General features: G+C 66.1%; 14 protein-coding genes. All 14 read right to left on the bottom strand.

Annotation, left to right across the window (positions count from 1 at the left end):
- Window positions 1-29 precede the first annotated feature (29 nt).
- The gene (locus tag GRX31_RS28165; RefSeq protein WP_074921663.1) at window positions 30-461 is read right to left on the bottom strand and encodes a DUF3613 domain-containing protein; all 432 of its coding nucleotides are present in this window, start codon (window positions 459-461) and stop codon (window positions 30-32) included.
- Window positions 462-471: 10 nt separating this feature from the next.
- Window positions 472-1,389 (bottom strand): hypothetical protein, encoded by a 918-nt coding sequence (locus tag GRX31_RS28160; protein ID WP_237426805.1) that lies wholly within the window; start codon window positions 1,387-1,389, stop codon window positions 472-474.
- Entirely contained in the window at window positions 1,386-2,396 is a 1,011-nt protein-coding gene (locus GRX31_RS28155; protein ID WP_074921660.1) for a type II secretion system F family protein, read from the bottom strand. Before GRX31_RS28155 ends, GRX31_RS28160 begins: the two co-directional genes overlap by 4 nt.
- Window positions 2,397-2,484: 88 nt before the next feature.
- On the bottom strand, window positions 2,485-3,447 hold the full coding sequence (locus GRX31_RS28150; RefSeq protein ID WP_074921658.1) for a type II secretion system F family protein: 963 nt from the start codon (window positions 3,445-3,447) through the stop codon (window positions 2,485-2,487).
- Window positions 3,444-4,766, bottom strand: coding sequence for a CpaF family protein (locus GRX31_RS28145; protein WP_160855871.1), 1,323 nt, complete (start codon window positions 4,764-4,766; stop codon window positions 3,444-3,446). Before GRX31_RS28145 ends, GRX31_RS28150 begins: the two co-directional genes overlap by 4 nt.
- A 7-nt stretch (window positions 4,767-4,773) precedes the next feature.
- The gene (locus GRX31_RS28140) at window positions 4,774-6,231 is read right to left on the bottom strand and encodes a pilus assembly protein CpaE (protein ID WP_160855869.1); all 1,458 of its coding nucleotides are present in this window, start codon (window positions 6,229-6,231) and stop codon (window positions 4,774-4,776) included.
- 5 nt (window positions 6,232-6,236) lie between these two features.
- Entirely contained in the window at window positions 6,237-7,529 is a 1,293-nt protein-coding gene (locus tag GRX31_RS28135; RefSeq protein ID WP_237426804.1) for a type II and III secretion system protein family protein, read from the bottom strand.
- A 168-nt stretch (window positions 7,530-7,697) separates the two neighbouring features.
- Window positions 7,698-8,735, bottom strand: coding sequence for a Flp pilus assembly protein CpaB (cpaB, locus tag GRX31_RS28130; RefSeq protein ID WP_160855867.1), 1,038 nt, complete (start codon window positions 8,733-8,735; stop codon window positions 7,698-7,700).
- 144 nt (window positions 8,736-8,879) lie between these two features.
- A complete protein-coding gene (locus GRX31_RS28125; protein WP_074921650.1) occupies window positions 8,880-9,446 on the bottom strand; it encodes an A24 family peptidase in 567 nt (188 codons plus the stop codon).
- Between the two features lie 4 nt (window positions 9,447-9,450).
- The gene (locus tag GRX31_RS28120) at window positions 9,451-9,627 is read right to left on the bottom strand and encodes a Flp family type IVb pilin (RefSeq protein WP_074921711.1); all 177 of its coding nucleotides are present in this window, start codon (window positions 9,625-9,627) and stop codon (window positions 9,451-9,453) included.
- 98 nt (window positions 9,628-9,725) lie between these two features.
- Window positions 9,726-11,450 (bottom strand): TolC family protein, encoded by a 1,725-nt coding sequence (locus GRX31_RS28115; protein WP_160855865.1) that lies wholly within the window; start codon window positions 11,448-11,450, stop codon window positions 9,726-9,728.
- Window positions 11,450-12,847 (bottom strand): HlyD family type I secretion periplasmic adaptor subunit, encoded by a 1,398-nt coding sequence (locus tag GRX31_RS28110; protein ID WP_016454541.1) that lies wholly within the window; start codon window positions 12,845-12,847, stop codon window positions 11,450-11,452. Before GRX31_RS28110 ends, GRX31_RS28115 begins: the two co-directional genes overlap by 1 nt.
- On the bottom strand, window positions 12,844-14,688 hold the full coding sequence (locus GRX31_RS28105; RefSeq protein ID WP_016450683.1) for a peptidase domain-containing ABC transporter: 1,845 nt from the start codon (window positions 14,686-14,688) through the stop codon (window positions 12,844-12,846). Before GRX31_RS28105 ends, GRX31_RS28110 begins: the two co-directional genes overlap by 4 nt.
- A gap of 99 nt (window positions 14,689-14,787) precedes the next feature.
- Window positions 14,788-17,515, bottom strand: a 2,728-nt coding sequence (locus tag GRX31_RS28100) for a Mur ligase (protein WP_160855863.1), incomplete at its 5' end; no start/stop codon positions are given.

The following is a 17,515-nucleotide window of genomic DNA, read 5'->3' as shown; positions in this document are numbered from 1 at the left end:
ATGCATGTGGCCCAAGGGGATATACGGTCTCAGCGTGTCGAGGCCACGCCTGTATCTATGCCGGTGGTGTAGTTGGCCGGTATCTCGCTCTCGAAGCTCTTGAGGTAGCGCTGATAGCTACGCGTAGCCTGAGCAGCGTCTATGGTGCGTTGACGCTCGCCATTGGCGGAGCGTTGTAGGGCCAGGAGCTGTTCCGTGGCATCGCCGATGACGATCTGCCGAATAGGCAGATGCGCCAGCATGGACTTTGGGGCCGTGTCTGGGGAAGTTGGAGCAGCGGCTGCCGTGCTCTCTGCAGTGAGCACGGCAGACACTTGCACAGGGGTTACGGTACGGTCAACCAATTGCTGCGCTTGCAATGCCTTGGGAGACATCAGCATCAGGCCAAGCAGTGGCAGCGTGGCACATAGCCCTGCAAGGCGTTTGGCGTCAAGGGTGAATTTGCGTTCAATGCATTGCATGGCTGTTTCCTCACAGTGGGGGGGGGCCGGCTGTGCCGGGTTGAGGCTGAGGGCTGATAGGCGAACCTGCGGCAATGGGCAGTGCGGTGGCTGCCGGGTGTTTGCGCGCAGCAGCGGGCTGCGGGTGAGATGGCTGTGAGGTGGCAATGGCGCGGGCGCGTACCGCCTCCTGTACTTGTGCCAACTGGGTCTGCAGCGTTTGCAACGATTCCTGGTCGATCAGCGGGAGCGCTCCTCTCGCCGGAGGCTGGGACAGCTTTTGCAGCAGCCGCGATGCCTCGCCCTGGTTGCCGCAGGCCAGCCAGTACAGAGCCAGATTCAGTTGCACGCGAGCATTGCCGGGCGCCAATTGAGCGGCTTGCAGCATGGGCATCTGCGCCAAGGGCAGCTGTCCATCAAGCATGTGGGCGTAGGCCAGATCGCTGAGCACATTGGCATCTATGGGATTGAGCTGGCGCGCTTTTTCCAGTTGGTCCACGGCCTGCGCGTATTGACCCTGGACGGCATGAAGAAGACCCAGCCCGCGCCTGGCGCGCGCGGCAGAGCCACCATCGAGCAGTGCCATGTAGGCTTGCCTTGCCTGTGTGAACTGGCCGGTATTACGCATGGCGTCCGCGCGCAGCATGCGCGACTCCGGGTTGGCGCCGAACTGCTGCTCGAATGCATCGGCATGTGCAAGCGACGCATACCACTGGCCTGCTTGCTGCATTTGACCAATCAAATCCAGATAGGTCTGGGCAGTATCGATTTGAGCCGACTGCTCCGCGTTGGACGTCTGTTGTGGGGTCGGGGCGGCTGAAGTTGGCTGTGGTGCCACGCCGTAGCCCTCGGGCCCCTTGCTGGCACACCCGCTTAGCAGGAGCGCCAGGGCTGTGGCAAGTGCTGCCCAGTTGCGCGGAAGGGATTGTTTGTATGGATACATGTTCATGCTCCTCCTATGCTCGAGAGGGCGCGAATGACTGCCAAAAAGCCGGGGCCTGCGGTGATGACCAGCAGGGCAGGCAGCAGCGTCAGGACCATGACACCGGTCATCTTGACGGTGATCGCGCCTATCTTTTCCTTGAAGCGGGCTTGGCGCTTTTCGCGCAAACGGATGCTGAATTCCTTGAGCGGCTCTTGCACGGCGCCACCATGGCGGTCCACCTGGGTCAGGAGATTGACCACGGCGCTCATGTCGTCATCTGCGCTGAGATTGGCCAGCCGCTGGAATGACTGCTCACGCGTGCGGCCGCTGCTGTAGAGCTGGTTGGCCAGGGCCAACTCGCCGCTGATGACGCGCAGCACGCTGCAGAACTCGCTGGCCAGAATCTGCAGGCTCTGGTCAATACTCAGGCCCACGCCTTGCAGAAGCCGCAGCAGGTCGACGAACAATGGCAACTCCTCGACGACTTGCTCGCGCCGTTGCCGTGCTTTGGCCCGGACAAGCCATTTGGGAAGCATCAGGCCCAGGCTGAGGCCCAGGAAACCATAGAACACGGCATAGGTGTCGTTGGGCCGCAGAACGGCCAAAGCCAGCAGCGGAAAAGCCAAAGCCAGCAGAAGACGGCTTGTAACGTAGAAAACGCTGCCACTGCGCAGGGCTATACCAGCCTGATCCAGCAGCTTGCGGTCCTCTTCGGCCAGCAGTACCCGGGCCCATCCAGTCTGTAGCCAGGCCGGCGGTTGCAGACTGGCTGCGAGCGCTTGAGGCGATATGGATCGGACGGTGGTCCCTGTGGGCGGATTCAGCAGTCCGGCGTCGGCCGTGGCAGAACCAAAGAGCGCATGGGCTGCGTGCGGATTGGCGTCAGCGCGTTCGCGTGCATGCAACAGCTTCTCGACTTGACTGGAAGCCTGCTGCGAGCGCTGTAGCTTCCAGACCATGGTGCAGGCCCACATGACCGTGCCGAGAGAGCCCAAACACAGGCTGGCGATCCATAGCTGTTGTGGAGTCATGGTCGGCGTCTTTCCAATGTGGCATGGCCAGAGCGCATGGGGCGGCGGAGTGGGCGACACATGGCAACGTCCTTGAACAGTGTCCGGTTCATCTCAGCTGGGCGAGGCGATACAGCAGCAGTGCGCCGACACCTTCTAAGCCGATGGCAAGCAAGACCATGCGCTGTCCGCTAGCGTCATTCCACATGCGTAGGAAGTAGCCCTGATTGAGGATCATGATGAGGGCGCCTACGCCTACCGGAAGCAGCGCCAGCACCCAGGCCGACAGGCGGATTTCGGACGAAAGAGCATGCAGTTCGCGCTCGGCGGACTGGCGGTCCCGGATGTAGGCCGAGACACGCTCCAGCACAAGATCGGCGCGGCCGCCATAGCGCACACTCATCCGAAAGACCGCTGCCAGCAAGCCGAACTCGGGAAGGCGCCAGGAACGCTCCAGCTGTGCCATGGCTTGTCCCAGATCCGGGGAGGCGCTCAGCATGGCGGCTGCTTGCTGAAGCGCATCGCCCAGTGGAGCGGGAACATTACCCAAAGCCAACTGGAAGGCAGCATGAGGCGAGTTGCCAATCGAGATCATGCGAACCATGTTGTCCAGGAAGCCGGGCAATTGTTGAAGCAGCTTGTTGCGCCGCATGGTCAGGCGCCGCCATATGAAGAATATGAGCAGCAGCACATAGAGCACCAAGGCCAGCAGGCCGATTGCTAGCCCGCCCTGGCTTGTGGCCAGCAGGAACAGCGTAAGAACGCTGGCGAGCAGCACTGCGGGTGTTCGGGGCGAAAGGCCCCAGGCGTCCACGCCCAGTTTGCGATGTATCCATTGCACTGCTGCGGGAATGCGCGCAGGTTGTGAGCCGCCATCCTTGGGGGGCAGCGCAAGCACGGGTGTGCTAATCGTCGGGGACGACCGGTCACGGCCTCGTTCAAGACTGCGCCTTAGGTGACGGCTTATTGTTTGCTCATGCTCCCGTCGGCGTGCGCGGGCGAACATCCACAGCGCCAGAGCCAGCAGCAGGCATGCCATGGCGCCTAGGACCAGGGTTGCGGGAGTCGTCATCTCATACCTCCTCCTGAGGCCTGCTGCTGCGAGCGCCACCAGCTCAGCAGCTTGGGCGAGTGGGGCGAGATGCCCAGCGAGACCCAGTGGTCGATTTCCTGCCCGTCGCCGCCCACCTGGGGCTCGTAGCGGTACAGCTCCTGCATGGAGATCATGTTGTCGGTCATGCCCGTGACCTCGGTCAGCGACAGCAGGCGCCGGCGGCCGTTGGACAGGCGGCCGATCTGCACGATGAAGTCCACGGCATTGGCGATCTGGCGGCGCAGGCTGACTTCGCTGCCCTGGAAGCCCGCAAAGCCTGCCAGCATCTCGGCCCGGTACAGGCACTCTCGCGGCGAGCTGGCGTGGATGGTGCCCATGGAGCCGTCATGGCCGGTGTTCATGGCCTGCAGCAGCTCCAGCACTTCGCCGCCGCGCACTTCGCCGACGATGATGCGGTCGGGCCGCATGCGCAGGCTGTTGCGCAGCAGGTCGCGGATGCTGACGTGGCCCGAGCCGTCGAAGCCGCCGGGGCGGCTTTCCAGCCGCACCACATGGTTGTGGTTGAGGGCCAGCTCGGCCGTGTCCTCGATGGAGACGATGCGCTCGCTGGAGGGGATGAAGCTGGCCAGCGCGTTGAGCAGCGAGGTCTTGCCCGAGCTGGTGCCGCCGCTGACCAGGATGTTGCAGCGCGCCTGCACGGCCATCTCCAGGATGCGGCAGATGTCGTGGTTGAAGGTGCCCAGCTGCACCAGCTCGGAAGGCGTCAGCGGGTCCTTGCGGAACTTGCGGATGGAGACCGAGGGGCCGTCGATGGACAGCGGCTCGATGATGACGTTGATGCGCCCGCCATCGGGCAGGCGGGCATCGACCATGGGGCTGGATTCATCGAGACGCCGGCCCAGCGGCGCCAGGATGCGGCGCACGATGCGCAGCACATGCTCGTCGTCCTTGAAGTGCAGGGTCTCGCGCTGCAGCACGCCGCCGCGCGAGACGTAGATGTTGCCATGGCCGTTGATGAGGATGTCTTCGACCCGGGGGTCCTCCAGCAGCGGCTGCAGCGGTCCCAGTCCCGTGAGTTCGCGCGTGAGGGCGCGCGCCACCTGCAGCGCCTCCTGCTCGTTGACGGGCACGGAGTGCAGGCGGATGAAGCTGTCCAGCTCCATCAGCACGAACTGCGCGATGGCAGCCTGCGACCAGCGGCCGAACTCGGCGCCCAGCTCCTCGATGCGGCTGAGCAAATGCTCGTGCGTGCGGTTCTTCAGGTCGAGGAACAGCGCGCTTTGCTCGAATTCGCTGGCCTGTGCGTCCGCCAGATGGGAATAAGCCGTGGTCGTCATGGTGCGTTCAGCTTCTTGTTCGGTGGAAGAAACGGTTCAGTCCGCGGGCGGGCGCGGCCTGATCGCCCGCATGGGCCTGGTGGTGGGTGGTGATCAGCAAGGTGGCGAGCTTGTCCACGGCCTGCACATAGGGCTCCCGCTGCAGGCGGCTGGGCAGCAGCTGGCCCTGGTTGACGGCCTGGGCCAGCTCCCGGCGGCGCTCGGGGATGGTGGCCAGCAGCGGCAGCTGCAGCTGCCTGGCGATCTGCTGGGCCTCCAGTTCGAGCTGGCTGTCGTGCCGGCTGACGATGAGGTGCATGCGTTCGCGCTCGATCTTTTGCTCGTCCAGCTGCCGCAGCAGTTCGGTGGTGGAGACCACGCTGGCCACGCTCTGGTCGCATACCACCCAGACCTGGCTGGCGCGCAGCGCCACGCGCATGGCCAGGTGGGTGGGGACGACGGCGCCCAGGTCGGCAATCACGTGGCGGAAGTACTGGCGCAGGCGCAGCAGCAGGGCATCGACGTCGGCATACGAGACATCGCGCAGGCGGCTGGACTGGCGCGGCAGCGTGAGCATGCGCAGGCCGCTTTCGTGGCGTGACAGGCCGGTGGAGGCCAGGCGTCGGTCGAAGCGGCGCAGGTTGTTGACGGCCTCGATGAAGTCGAAGTCGCCCAATGTGCCCAGGTACAGCCCGCAGTCGCCACTGGGGCTTCCCAGATCAATGAGCAGTCCGTCCAAGGTCTCGTTGCTGATTTCGCGGGGCGTGGCGTCCTGGCCGGGGACGGCTGTCGTGCCGTGCAGACGTTTTTGCAGGTACCACGCCAGGTGCGAGGCCATGAGGCTGCTGCCCAAGCCTGCGCGGGCCGACATGATGGCGGTCAGCGGTGCGCTGGGCATGCTCGGCATTGAAGTCGGCGCGCGCTTGATCAGATCGATCACCGTCTGGTGCGCGGCCTGAACGGGGCCGTCCACATCGAGAAAGTCCTGCACGCCTGCACGCAACGCTGCCAGCATGCATTGCGGATACTTGGTGCGACCCACTGCCACGCAAGGCAGATGGGGATGGGAGACATGCAGCTGTGACGCCAACTGGGCCGCTTCGTCGGTGGACAGGGGATCGAAGTGGATGAAGACCGCGTGGGGCATGTAGCGCTGAACTTGCTCTGCCACGTTGTCGTTGAAGCGTGCCGTGTGCAGCTGGGCGCTGTCCAGCATGCGCTGCATCCAGGACAGCGCCAACGTGCTTTCGGGCGTGCCCGCCTGGATGAACAGCAGTTCCACATGGAGGTCGGGGTCGGAAGGCATTTTCGTCAGGGACGGTGCCTGCAGCGGCTGCACGGATGGAGGTGACTGGGCTGCCGTCTGGCCGGTCTGCGTATTCGAAGAACGCAGGCCCAGCAAGGTCTCCAGCGAAGTGGGCGAGCCGACGGCCGGCGGACCTGGTGGGGCGACGGATGTATCGGAGACGATGGGCTTGCTTGTCATGGATATCAATACGAGAAACCGGGCAGGGCAGAGTTGGGACTCATGCCACCTGCGATGAACGGGCCCCAGACTTGGGACGCGTTGCGTTGCTCGGACTGGGTACCCGGCATCAGGCCGTCCAGATTGGTAGTGGCCGGCAGGGGATGGACCAGGTGCGGCGTGACCACAATCACCAGTTCCGTTTCGTCCTGGGAGTAGCTGAGGTTCTTGAAGAAGGTCCCCAGGATCGGCAGATCGCCCAGCAGCGGTACCTTGTTGACGCTGGATGAGGTCGAGCGGCTTACCAGGCCGCCGATGATGAAGCTCTCGCCATTGGCCAGTTCCACCATGGTGTCAGCCCTGCGTGTCCGTACGGCGGGAACGGATACACCGGCGATGGTGACGCCCGAACTGAAGTCCAGATCGCTGGCCTCGGGTGCGACCTTCAACGCAATGCGCTCATCCGACAGGATGGTGGGTGTCAGTTGGAGCTTGATACCGAATTCTTTGTAGCGAATGGCGATATTGCCGTCTCGGGCCGGCACGGGAATTGGCAGCTCGCCGCCCGCCAGGAAGCTGGCGTTCTGGCCCGTGTGAGCCACCAGAGTGGGCTTGGCCAGGACTCTAGCCAAGCCGTTTCCTTCCAGGATGCCCAGTTGGGCGCGTATGCCCGCACCACTGAAGGCCTTGCCGAAATTCATCACCAGGTTCATGGCGCTGGAGATGGCCGACGAGCCGGAGTCGCTGCCGCCGGTGCCGGCACTGCTAGTGCCTGGGGTGTAGAGCCCGAAACTGAAACCGTGGTTATTGGCTCCTCCGCTGGTGAGGTTGATGCCCGCGCGCCTCATGGCCGCTTTTTTGAATTCCACCACCTGGACATCTACCTGTACGGTGTTGCTGGCAACAGAGATTTGTGCGTTGTCTATCAACGTTGCCTGGCTGGGCGCATTTTGGCGTAGCACTGCCAGGGCTTGCGCATGTTCGGGAAGGGATGACAGGCGCCGGTCCAGTGTCAGGTGCTGGCCCTTGATCTGCACCAGCCAGTTTTGTGGCGAGCCGTTGCGTTGGGGCCAGACCACCAGCGTAGTGCTGCCTGCGGCTTTGGGTGTAAGCAGCAATTGGGCATCGTCCGCTCCACTGCTGGCGGGCGAGCGCAGTACCTTGATATCTAGAACATTGGGATCGCCGACAGCGATACGGCCTGGTATCAGGCCCAACTGCAGCAGATGTTGCCGGCCGGTTATTAGCTGCAGCGCATCGCTGGAAGGAATTTGGTCGGTACGTGGTCCTTGTGTTGGGCTTGCAGGAAGCGCTTGCATCGCTGAGTCCACCTGTGCTTGGGCCGCTGCCGGACCCAGGCAGGCCTGCATAACGGTGGCGCAGCACAGCATCCTGGTAGCCTGTGTTCGCCAGGGGACCTGGCCGAAGGATGCGAAGGGTGGCGAGAGGCGTGGCGTCTGCATGATTGCTCCCTCTTCTTGCTGTTGTCAGTAGTTCACTGTCTGTACGGTGGCGCCGCTGTGTACCTCGACGGCCCGAATACGCGGCTGCTGCGAGACCTTTGCAGCTCCTCCTGAGAAAGGCGCAGTGCGGCCTGCCGCGCGTGATGGCGTACCGGTGGCCAGATCCTTGAAGCGCAAGCCTGCGAATGCACGGTCTGGACCCTGGAGCGGCTGGTTCTTTGCGGAGCGGCCGGTAATGGGCTGCAGCGCCGTGGGCAGGGCAGCGAACAGCGATGGGTCAGGCACCGCCATATCGTCCGGGTGGCGCAACGCCAGTGTGAGCTGGCCGTATTTCTCCGCCAGGGTCAAGCGTTCCACATCCTCCAGTGGCACTGCCAAAACTGCCGTTTGCGCGCTTTCTGGGCGCTGGCCTTGGTCGTCGCGGCTGTTGCGTCGCATTCCGGAGCTGCTGGTTTCCTGCTCTTGTTGAGCCTTGCGCTGTGCTGCAGAAGGTGGGGGATTTTCGACACTGGATGCACCGTAGGCCAGAACGCGGCTGCGGGCCAGCAGAAGCCGCGTCTGTGTGTCCACGGGAGAGCTTTCGGCGCGGCCATCCAGTGTGAAGAAAACATCGACGAAGTCACCCGGGCGCACATGATGGCCAGCGGCCATCTGTTCTTTGATGGCAATGGACAGGGCGCGTTGTCCAGCATTGAGCTGCAAAGCAAGACTGCTGATCAAATGTTGCTCAAGCAGTGGTGCATCGGCAGCCAGTGCTACCAGTGTGGTGCGGTTCAACACGGCAGCCGTATCCTTGAATCCGTCAGCGGTGGCCGAGGGGTGCTGCACCAGACGGATGTCGTCGGCCGTGATGCGCTGACCAGCTGCGATGGGCCGTGCCGTGACGACGGTGGCATGCTGCTTTGCCGGTTCTGCTCTCCCGCCCACCGACGAGGGAGGGCTGGCTGCAGGCGCTCCTGCAGAAGGCGAGGGCTGGGGTTGGCGGCCCATCATCCAGGCAAGGAATGCGAGACCGATAGCCAACACGATCAGCAGTCCAGCAACAATTCTGGTTAGATGCATGGCTTGTGCTCCCGCGGCTTGAAAACGGTGAAATGACAGAGGGCTGCAGGCTTACCTGTCCGCTGCGGTCTGTGAAGACATGTACTGCCTTGCAGGCCTGAAAGGGGAGGAATGCGTATTGCCGTCATGCTGCCTTTGTGTTTTTTACAGCGAGACATCCATGCGCCACAGCACCCAGATGGCGGCGATGGACAGATAGCCTGCGTAGGGAATGCTGCGTACGGGCCGATATAGTGAAAGCGTGCCGGGCGGTGAGGCGCGGCCGCTTCCATCCGCTGAAAGCAAGGCACTTAGCGGCGCGGGCAGCCAGCCCATAAGCCGCAGCCCCCAGGAGCTGCGCTGCAGGCGGCGCCAGAACAGAACAAGCAATCCATGAAAGCCTGCCAGCAGGCTGCCTCCCAGCCATATGGACAGCAGTTGGGGGGCCAGCCCCGTCCACAGACCTATGACTGCAGCGAACTTGACATCCCCGGCGCCCATCCAGCGCAATGCGTAGAAGGGCAGCAGTGCGGCAAATGCCGCAAGCATGCCTGCCAAGCCGCTCCAAGCAGACGTCTGGAACGGCTGGCCTCCGCTGAACAAGGCTGCCGTGCCCGCGAAGAGGCCCAGCACAACCATCCAGTTGCGCACCTTGCGGTATCGCAAGTCCATGACGGCGACGGTGATCAGCCATAGCAGCAGAATCAGGGATGCAAGCCAGTCGATGTTCATCGCATCAGGTTGGAGGTGTGCCCAGCTGGGTGTTGATGTAGACGAAGAAGGCTTTGAGTTTTTCTCCGATATCGCCGACGGCGACGATGATTGCCACGGCGATGAGGCCGGCGATCAAGCCGTACTCGATGGCGGTGGCGCCTTCCTCGTCTTTCCAGAAGTTCTTGATGATGTCGGTCATGGCATCGTCCTTTCGGTTGCAAAAGCCCATCGTTGTCGATGGCAGCGGCTGGCGATGGGCCCAAGCCGGCCGCTGCACGGGAACCCCTGCTTCCCACTTCACCACTGCTGTCGCGCGGCGGTGGTTTGAAAAGCGTCTGAAATGGGGCGCAACTGCTGCTCAAGGCGCAGCTGGATTCGTTGGGGCATGGCGCTGGCGGACAGGGTGGCCACGGCAGCGTCCATGGGGTCGGGGCGGGTGCGCGAGGGGGCCTGGCCGGGAGCCATGCCGGGCACCGTGCCGGGCGCGGGGTCCGGCGTGCCGCCACCTGCTGGAATGGGTTTTTGCGTGCTGAACAGCGCGTTCAGCCATTGGTCGGGTGGGTCCTGCGGCAGCAGGCGGCCGGTGGTGCGCGCCAGGCGCAGTTCGTTGATGCGCTGGTCGTAGATGGCGTCGGCCTCGTCCAGCAGCAGGCGCTGCATGTCCAGCTGGGCGTCCAGCACCTGGGCCAGGCTGCCGCGGCCGACTTCGAGCAGGCGCCGGCGGCCCTCGAAGGCGGCGCGCGCCTCGCGCACGGCGTCGGCCAGCTGGCTTTCGCGCTGGCGGCCGGACTGGGTGCGGCCCCAGGCGGCGGAGGCGGTCTCGCGCACCTGGCGGCGCACGGTTTCCTGTTGCGCTTCCTGGGCCTGCAGTTCGTTGATGGCCTTGAGGATGCGGTCGCGCAGTTCGAAGCCGTTGCCGAAGTTCCAGCTCAGCTCCACGCCGTAGCGCGTGCCCTCGGCATAGAGCACGCCGCTGGGGTCGCGCGTGTGGGCCACCACGGCGGCCAGGGTGGGAAAGCGCTGGGATTTGCTGCGGTCGACTTCGGCGCGGGCCTTCTCGATCTGCTGCTGCATTTCCTGCAGCTCGGGGCTGACGGCTTCGGACGCCTGCAGGGCCGAGTCTTCGCTGGCCGGCATCCATTGCTCGGGCACATTGAGCTGGGGCAGCCAGCCGGCCTGGGGCGTGAAGCCGAAGTAGCGCGTGAAGCGGGCCAGCGCATCCATGCGCTGCGACTCCAGCGCATGCTGCTGGGCCAGGGCGCCGGCCTGGCGCGAGGCGGCCTGGCGCAGGTCGTTGCGGCCCACGGCGCCCAGTTCGGCGCGGCGCTCCTCGATGCGCGCGAGCTGGCCGATGATGCGTGCCGACTCGGCCGCCACGCGCGCCTTGTCCTCGAAGCGGTGCAGCTCCAGCAGGGCGGTCAGTGCCTCCAGCAGCACGTTCTGGCGCGTGCCGTAGAGCACGCTGCCCTGGGCCGCTTCCTGCGATTCGGCCGAGCGGATGCCCGCGCCGATGGCTCCGCCATCGAGCAGGGCCATGCGCACTTCGGCATTGACGGCGGTGTACGACTCGCGGCCCCGGCGGAGCTTGGCATCGCCCGTGTTGGTGCCCACCTTGAAGGTGGGCCAGCGCGCGCCGCGCGCGGTGTTCACGTCATGCCCGGCCGATTCCAGCGCGGCGCGCGCCTTGCGCACGTCGGGGTATTCGTCGAGCAGGGCGTAGAGGGCATCGAGCAGGCGGCGCTGCCCGCTGTCGCTGGCCAGGGTGCCGGGCGTGAGCTGCTGGGCCAGGCGCAGGACCACGGCGTCGGGTACCGGGACGGATGCGGGTTCGGGTGAAGGTGCGGGTGCGTGAGCGTGAGCGGAGTCCGCCGCAGCCGTGGTGGCCAGGTCCGGTTCCTCGGCCGCCATGGGCGCGGCCTCAGCCTGCAGCGCCTGCAGGGCCGATACGCAGCAGGCAGCGGCCAGCAGCTGGCGCAGCCGGGCGTGCCAGCCTGTGGTGGGAGTGGACGGGCGGCCTTGCATCAGGGCTCCCGGAAGGCTTCGCTCTGGATGCGCAGCACGGGCCGCAGCAAGTACCAGATAAAGGGTTCATGGCCCAGCAGCAGGTCGAGCTCGGCCTGCATGCCGGTGGTGATGCGGTTGTCGGTGCGGCCCACCCAGGGCTGCTCCAGGCTGGCCTGGATGCGGAAGTACGAGGGCGAGTCGGCCAGGTTGGGGTCGCGGTCGGCATCGGCAGCCACCAGGGTGACTTGGCCGGGCACCGAGCCGTAGCGCAGGAAATCGTAGGCCGAGATCTTCACCCGGGTGGGCTGGCCGGTGCGCACGTAGCCACGGTCGGCGGGGCTCAGGCGTGCTTCGACGATGACCTCGTCCTTGTCGGGCACGACTTCGAGGATGGGCTCGCCGGGCTTGACCACCCAGCCTGCACCCGAGCTGCGCAGTCCCTTGACGAAGCCGCTGGTGGGCGCCAGCACGGCGGTGCGCGTGCGCTGGGTCCGGGCGCGCACCAGGTCTTCGTTGAGGCTGGCCAGCTCGCGTTCGGTCTGGGCCAGTTCGTCGGAGGCGCGGCGGCGGAAGGCGCCCTGGGTCTCCTGCAGCTTGGCCTGGGCCTGCTCGATCTTGGCGCGGTTGCTGAACAGCGTCTGGCGCGATGCCGCCAGCTCGGCGCGCACCTGCTCCAGCGCCCGCTGCTTGTCCAGCACTTCCAGCTGGCCGATCAACTGTTCGGCGGCGAGCTGCCCGGCAATGGAGGCTTCCTGCTGGTGCAGGCGCAGATTGGTCTCCAGCCCCTCGATGCGGGCCTGGACCTGGGCCACGTCGCCGCGCGCCTGCTGCAGCTGGGCCTGGGCCGCGGCAATGCTGCCCTGGTGTTCCAGCGCGCGGGCCGAGAAGGCGCCCAGCTCGGCCTGGACCACCTGCGGGTCCAGGTCGGCCGGGAAACTGGCGCGCTGCAGCGGCCTGCCCTGGCTTTCCGCGCCCAGCCGTACCTTGACCGCCTGGGCCGTGGCCATGCGCGCCGTGAGCTGTTCGAGGTTGAGGCTGTTGCCGCCCAGGTCGATCTCCAGCAGGGGCTGGCCCTGGGTCACGGCCTGGCCTTCGCGCACATGGACGGCGGTGACGATGCCGCCTTCCAGATGCTGCACGGTCTGCACGCGGTCGGAGGGGATGACCTGGCCGCTGGCCACCACCACGTTCTCCACGGGATAGAACAGGCCGGTGATCACCAGCGCGGTGACCGGGATGGCGAGCAGCCACTTGCCGCGCGCCAGGCCTGCCCAGCGCGATACGGGGGGCGTTGCGGGTGGCGTTGCGCCGGATGCATCCGCGCCGGCCCCGGCCGGCCCGGCCTCGAGCGGGCGGGATGGCTGGTGCGACTGGCGCAGCACCAGGGGCAGATCGTCGTAGCGGCCGGCTCTCATGAGGCAAGCTCCGGCGCGACGGCGGGCTGGTCGGGATGCGGGGCCTTGTCTGCGGGTGCGGGGGCCGCTGCGGGCACGGCGGCCTCGCGTGCCGTGCCGAACAGCTGGGGCAGCAGTTGCTGGGGCGAGCCATGCTCGATGCCGCCATCGCCGCGCACATGGTAGAGGTGCTGGGCCATGGAGGCCACGCGCAGCGAGTGCGTGACGACGATGACCGTGTGCTTGAGCGCAATCTGCCGCAGTGTCTGCAGCAGCGCGGTTTCGCTCTCGAAATCCAGGTCGTTGCTGGGCTCGTCCAGGATCAGCACGGAGGGGTTGCGCAGGAACAGCTGGGCCAGGGCCAGCTTGCGCAGCTCGCCCGCCGACAGGCCCGCGCCGCCTTCGCCCAGCACCGTCTGGTAGCCCTGGGGCAGGCGGCTGATGAAGCCATGCGCGCCCGAGATCTGGCAGGCGGTGACGATCTTGTGGTCGTCGGCATCGGGGTTGACCATGCGCAGCCCGTCCACGATGGGGCCGCTGAACCAGTACACCTGCTGGGCCAGGCAGCCTATCCAGCGGCCCAGCTCGGCGCGCGGGAACTGGGCCATGTCGTATTCATCGATGAAGATGCGGCCCTGCGTGGGCTGGTAGAGCCCTGCCAGCAGCTTGGCCAGGGTGGACTTGCCGGCGCCGTTGCGCCCCACGATGGCGTGCAGCCCGCCGGGGCCGATCTCCAGCGAGGCCTGCTCCAGCGCCACGTGGCCGCCCGGGTAATGGAAGCTGGCCTGGTCCAGGCGCAGCCGGCCCTGGGGACGCGGCAGGTCCACGGTCTCGGCCGTGATTTCGACGGGCTCCTCCAGCACGGACTGCAGGCGGCGTGCGGCCTCGTTGGCCTGGGCCAGCGAGCGCCAGTTGCTGGCCAGCTGCGAGATGGGGCCCAGCGCCTTGCCCGACAGCAGGTTCACGGCCATCAGGCTGCCGATGCTCATCCACTGCGCATTGATGGCAATGGCACCCACGGTGATCACCGCGATGGAGAACAGCGTCAGCAGCACGGTGCTGGCTTCGCGCGCGTTTTCCATCTCGCCGTTCTTGCCGAAGCTCTCGGCCAGCCAGCGGTCATAGCCGTTTTGCCAGTTCTGGCGCGCGGCGGCGTCGTAGCCCAGCACCTTCAGCGTGGCGCGGGCATTGCAGACTTCGGCCGTGCCCCGGTCCAGCATGCGGGCCTGGGCGATTTCCTCCACGCGGCCGCTGCGCACCTCGTCGGCCCACCACCAGGCCAGCACGCCCATGATGAGCATGGCCACCAGGATCACCGGCAGCACGGGCCAGGCAATGATGCCGATGACCACCAGGGCCAGCAGGGCCATGGGCAGGTCCAGCAGCGAGGTCGCCAGGCCCCCGGACATGCCCGAGCGCATGGCGCTCACGTCGCGGAACAGCTGCAGCCACTGGCTGGAAGAGCGCTGCTCCAGCGCGGCCAGCGGGTGGCGCAGCATGGAATGCATCAGCGCCTGGGAGACATCGCGGTCGATCATGGCGCCGGCTTCGCGCAGGGCGCGGGCGCGCCGGCGGCGCAGCCACCATTCCAGGCCCAGGAAGCACAGCACGCCGGCCACCATGGCCGTGAGCGTGGCCGTGCCGCCGCGTGCAATGACGCGGTTGTAGACCTGCAGCAGGAAGATGGATGGCAACAGGCCCAGCACACTGATGGGCAGGGACAGCCACGCGGCACGACGCAGCTGGTGAGCGGCCCGGTCGAAGGACTCGGCGATGGCAGTTGCAAAAGCCCCCACCGTCTCCGTTCCCGACGGCATCGCCGTGGCCTTGGCCAACTGGCGGGGAAGAAGGTATCGGATCATGTTCTGATGGGCTTAGTAAACGTCTTTACAAAATGTAAAGGCGCTCGTTTCCCAAATACTGTAGCGAGTTATATACAGTCCTCTATAAGTTTTATTCAATCAATAATGCATGTTCATTTGATTTTGATGTGGATCAAAGCGGATGGCGGGGCTGGATGCTATTAGGTGGGCCCCGTGTCCACTGAAACTGTCTCGTATGGCATCTGCGGCCAGGGCCAGATTGGTAGTGGCGCGGCCTGCCAACAAAACCGTGTCGCCTTTATGGGTTGTGCGAAGAAGTGAACAGATCAATTGATTGAGATCGTCATACCAATTGACGTGCAGAAGATCTGCCAGCGCCGCCGCCAGCTGCCGCAGCGGCTCACCGTACAGCAGCACGCGCCGGGCCTGGGCCGCGCGCACCAGCGGCTCCAGCGCCAGCTGTGCAGTGTCCATGCTGACCTGGCCCGGCTGTATGCCGGCCAGCACGATCAGCCTGCGGCTGACATGGGGGGCGTGCTCCTGCAGCTGGGAAAAAGCAGCATGCATGGACAGTAAGTGGTTGCTCAGGCTGTGGTCCAGCAGGCAGATCCCACTGGGCAGCAGCTGCGGCTGGCCGGCGCCGATCAGCGGCCGCCAGTGCGCGAGCGAGGCCTGGACCTGTGCAGGCGCATAGCCCAGCGCATGCATGGCGGCCAGCGCGGCCTGAGCATTGCGGGCCATGTGGTGGCCATCCGATTGCAGGGAAATCCCGAGGCGCCGGTTGTCTATGCTTATTTGCAGATTTCCATTGTGAAACCCCATTTCACGGACCTGCGCATTGGAATGCGGACCGAAGGTGATGAGACGCATTCCCATGCGTTGGGCATTCTCAATAATGCACGGGTTTTCACCTATGTCTTGTTCGATCACCAATGCACTGCCTTTGTGCATGTGCTGCATGGCTTCCACGACTTCCTGCAGCGCCTCGTATTTGCGGCAGGCGGACAGACCGGCCGGTCCGCACTGCTCGGAATCACCAGTACTGGGGATGTCATTAATTGAAAGATTAGTAATAACCAGAATGTCCGGATCAATCAGCGGCAGATCTCCACGCAGTGCCTGCAATGGCAGCTCCAGCAGGGCGCAGGGTGCTGCCTCGCTCCAGTTGATCATCTGCAGCGCCGTGCCCTGGGACAGCAGGGCGTCGCCCCGTGCATCGCCGCCGTCCTGCAGGCATTGGCGCAGCATGCCCAGGGTGGATGTCTTGCCCACGCAGCCGCTGACCGCGATCACGGGCGCCTGGATGCGGCGCCGGGCGGCCTGCGCCAGGCTGCGCAAACCTTCCTGTATGTCGGGCACATGCAGCACGGGCACGCCATGGTGCAGCAGGCCCTGCGGGCTGCTGCTGATCAGGGCCGAGGCCCGCAGCGTGGGCAGCGCGGCGGCCTGCACGCCCAGGGCCATGCCGGCACGCCGCACCAGCACGGCGGCGCCGGGCTGATGGTGCAGGCGGCTGGCGTCCAGCCCCGCGCAGCAGGTGCCGGTACCTCTGCCTTGCGCTGACGGGGCATCCAGCCAGCGTCCGTTCATCAGCTCGGCCAGTGCATGGCCTTCCCAGGACATGGACGGGTACAGGGTCCCGGCCGCGGGCGAGAAAGCCGGCCGGCCCGCGGCCTCGCCGTCGCGCGCCCCCGGCAAGCAGGCCCTGGCAGGGCTGCCGTCCGCATCCGGGCCATTGCCGGCCTGCGCAGGCACGGCCTCGCCTTCGCCTTCGGTTTCGTGCTCCGGTTCGGTTTCGGCCACGGCGTGGCTGGCAGCCGAGCGCAGTGCCTGGGCCAGCGCGTCCAGCAGCTCCAGGCCGGCCAGGCTGGATGCCAGCAGCCAGGCGATTTCGCGCGGGGACTGCAGCACCTGGCGCAGGCTGGCGTCGGCAAAGGCGGCATGGCGGCGCCGGGCGGGCGGCAGGTACAGCGCCTGTTCCGGCCAGATGGCGCGCTGGGCCAGGGCCTGCAGATGGCGCTGCAGGCCGATCTGCCACTGGCGCAGCAGGTCCGTGGGCTGTGGCTCCAGGCCAGCGTCGAGCTGCAGGCTTTCGACCAGTGCAATGCCTATCCAGCGAGCGCAGGGGTCGTCGGCCTGCCCGCCAGGGCGGTCATCGGGGCTACCGGGCATGCGCAGCAGCGGCGGCAGCGCGGCCTGCAGGAAGGCGGCGGGCAGGACGGCCGTCTCGGGCAGGGCGCTGCGCGCCGCACGCAGCGTGGGGCTGTCGCTGGTGGGCGGGCGGGAGCTGGCATAGGCATGCATGGCCAGTTCGGCCCAGCTCAGCAGGGGCTGGCCGCTGCGGGATGCATCGGCGTGGGCCGCAGCCTCGGCCTTGGTGGCGCTGGCCGACGCGGCCGCGGTGGACAGCAGGCTTTCCGCCAGCGGGTCCATCAGCGCCGGAATGCGGGCGCGGGCCTGGCTGTCGGCCCCCGGCCCCAGCACAAAACTGTTGCGCAGGTGGCGGGCCAGCACCAGCATGGCCAGCGCGCCGGACAGGCAGTCGCCGGGCAGCGGCTGCAGCCGCTGCTCCACATGGCCCATGGCCAGCGCAATGGCCTGCGCCAGTGCGGCGCTGCCCGCATGGCGCTGGGCCTGCAGCAGGGCGTAGGTCACGCCCAGGTGGTCGCACACGTCTTCGCAACCGGGCCAGCTCCCTTCCTTGCCCTGTTGCGCCAGCAGCTGCTGGACCGCTGCGTGCACGGGCACGAGGTGTGGCCACAGGCGCTGCTGCGGCGGGTCGGTTCGCGGCACGGCCAAGGCGGGATGCTCACCGCTGATGTACATGCCGCGCAGGTGCAGCAGCAGGCAGGGGGGATGCAGGGGG

The sequence above is a fragment of the Delftia sp. CH05 genome, from assembly GCF_009827015.1.
GTDB classification, from domain to species: domain Bacteria; phylum Pseudomonadota; class Gammaproteobacteria; order Burkholderiales; family Burkholderiaceae_C; genus Comamonas; species Comamonas tsuruhatensis.
Note: the sequence above shows the minus strand (reverse complement) of the source record. Positions and strands in the feature narration are given on the sequence as shown.

Bases quoted from the DNA above. Each gene is read 5' to 3' on its own strand.
- GRX31_RS28150 (WP_074921658.1), bottom strand. From the start codon at position 3,447: ATGACGACTCCCGCAACCCTGGTCCTAGGCGCCATGGCATGCCTGCTG.
- GRX31_RS28155 (WP_074921660.1), bottom strand. From the start codon at position 2,396: ATGACTCCACAACAGCTATGGATCGCCAGCCTGTGTTTGGGCTCTCTC.
- GRX31_RS28160 (WP_237426805.1), bottom strand. From the start codon at position 1,389: ATGAACATGTATCCATACAAACAATCCCTTCCGCGCAACTGGGCAGCA.
- GRX31_RS28110 (WP_016454541.1), bottom strand. From the start codon at position 12,847: ATGAGAGCCGGCCGCTACGACGATCTGCCCCTGGTGCTGCGCCAGTCG.
- cpaB (WP_160855867.1), bottom strand. From the start codon at position 8,735: ATGCATCTAACCAGAATTGTTGCTGGACTGCTGATCGTGTTGGCTATC.
- GRX31_RS28105 (WP_016450683.1), bottom strand. From the start codon at position 14,688: ATGATCCGATACCTTCTTCCCCGCCAGTTGGCCAAGGCCACGGCGATG.
- GRX31_RS28165 (WP_074921663.1), bottom strand. From the start codon at position 461: ATGCAATGCATTGAACGCAAATTCACCCTTGACGCCAAACGCCTTGCA.
- GRX31_RS28145 (WP_160855871.1), bottom strand. From the start codon at position 4,766: ATGACGACCACGGCTTATTCCCATCTGGCGGACGCACAGGCCAGCGAA.
- GRX31_RS28135 (WP_237426804.1), bottom strand. From the start codon at position 7,529: ATGCAAGCGCTTCCTGCAAGCCCAACACAAGGACCACGTACCGACCAA.
- GRX31_RS28125 (WP_074921650.1), bottom strand. From the start codon at position 9,446: ATGAACATCGACTGGCTTGCATCCCTGATTCTGCTGCTATGGCTGATC.
- GRX31_RS28115 (WP_160855865.1), bottom strand. From the start codon at position 11,450: ATGCAAGGCCGCCCGTCCACTCCCACCACAGGCTGGCACGCCCGGCTG.
- GRX31_RS28120 (WP_074921711.1), bottom strand. From the start codon at position 9,627: ATGACCGACATCATCAAGAACTTCTGGAAAGACGAGGAAGGCGCCACC.
- GRX31_RS28140 (WP_160855869.1), bottom strand. From the start codon at position 6,231: ATGACAAGCAAGCCCATCGTCTCCGATACATCCGTCGCCCCACCAGGT.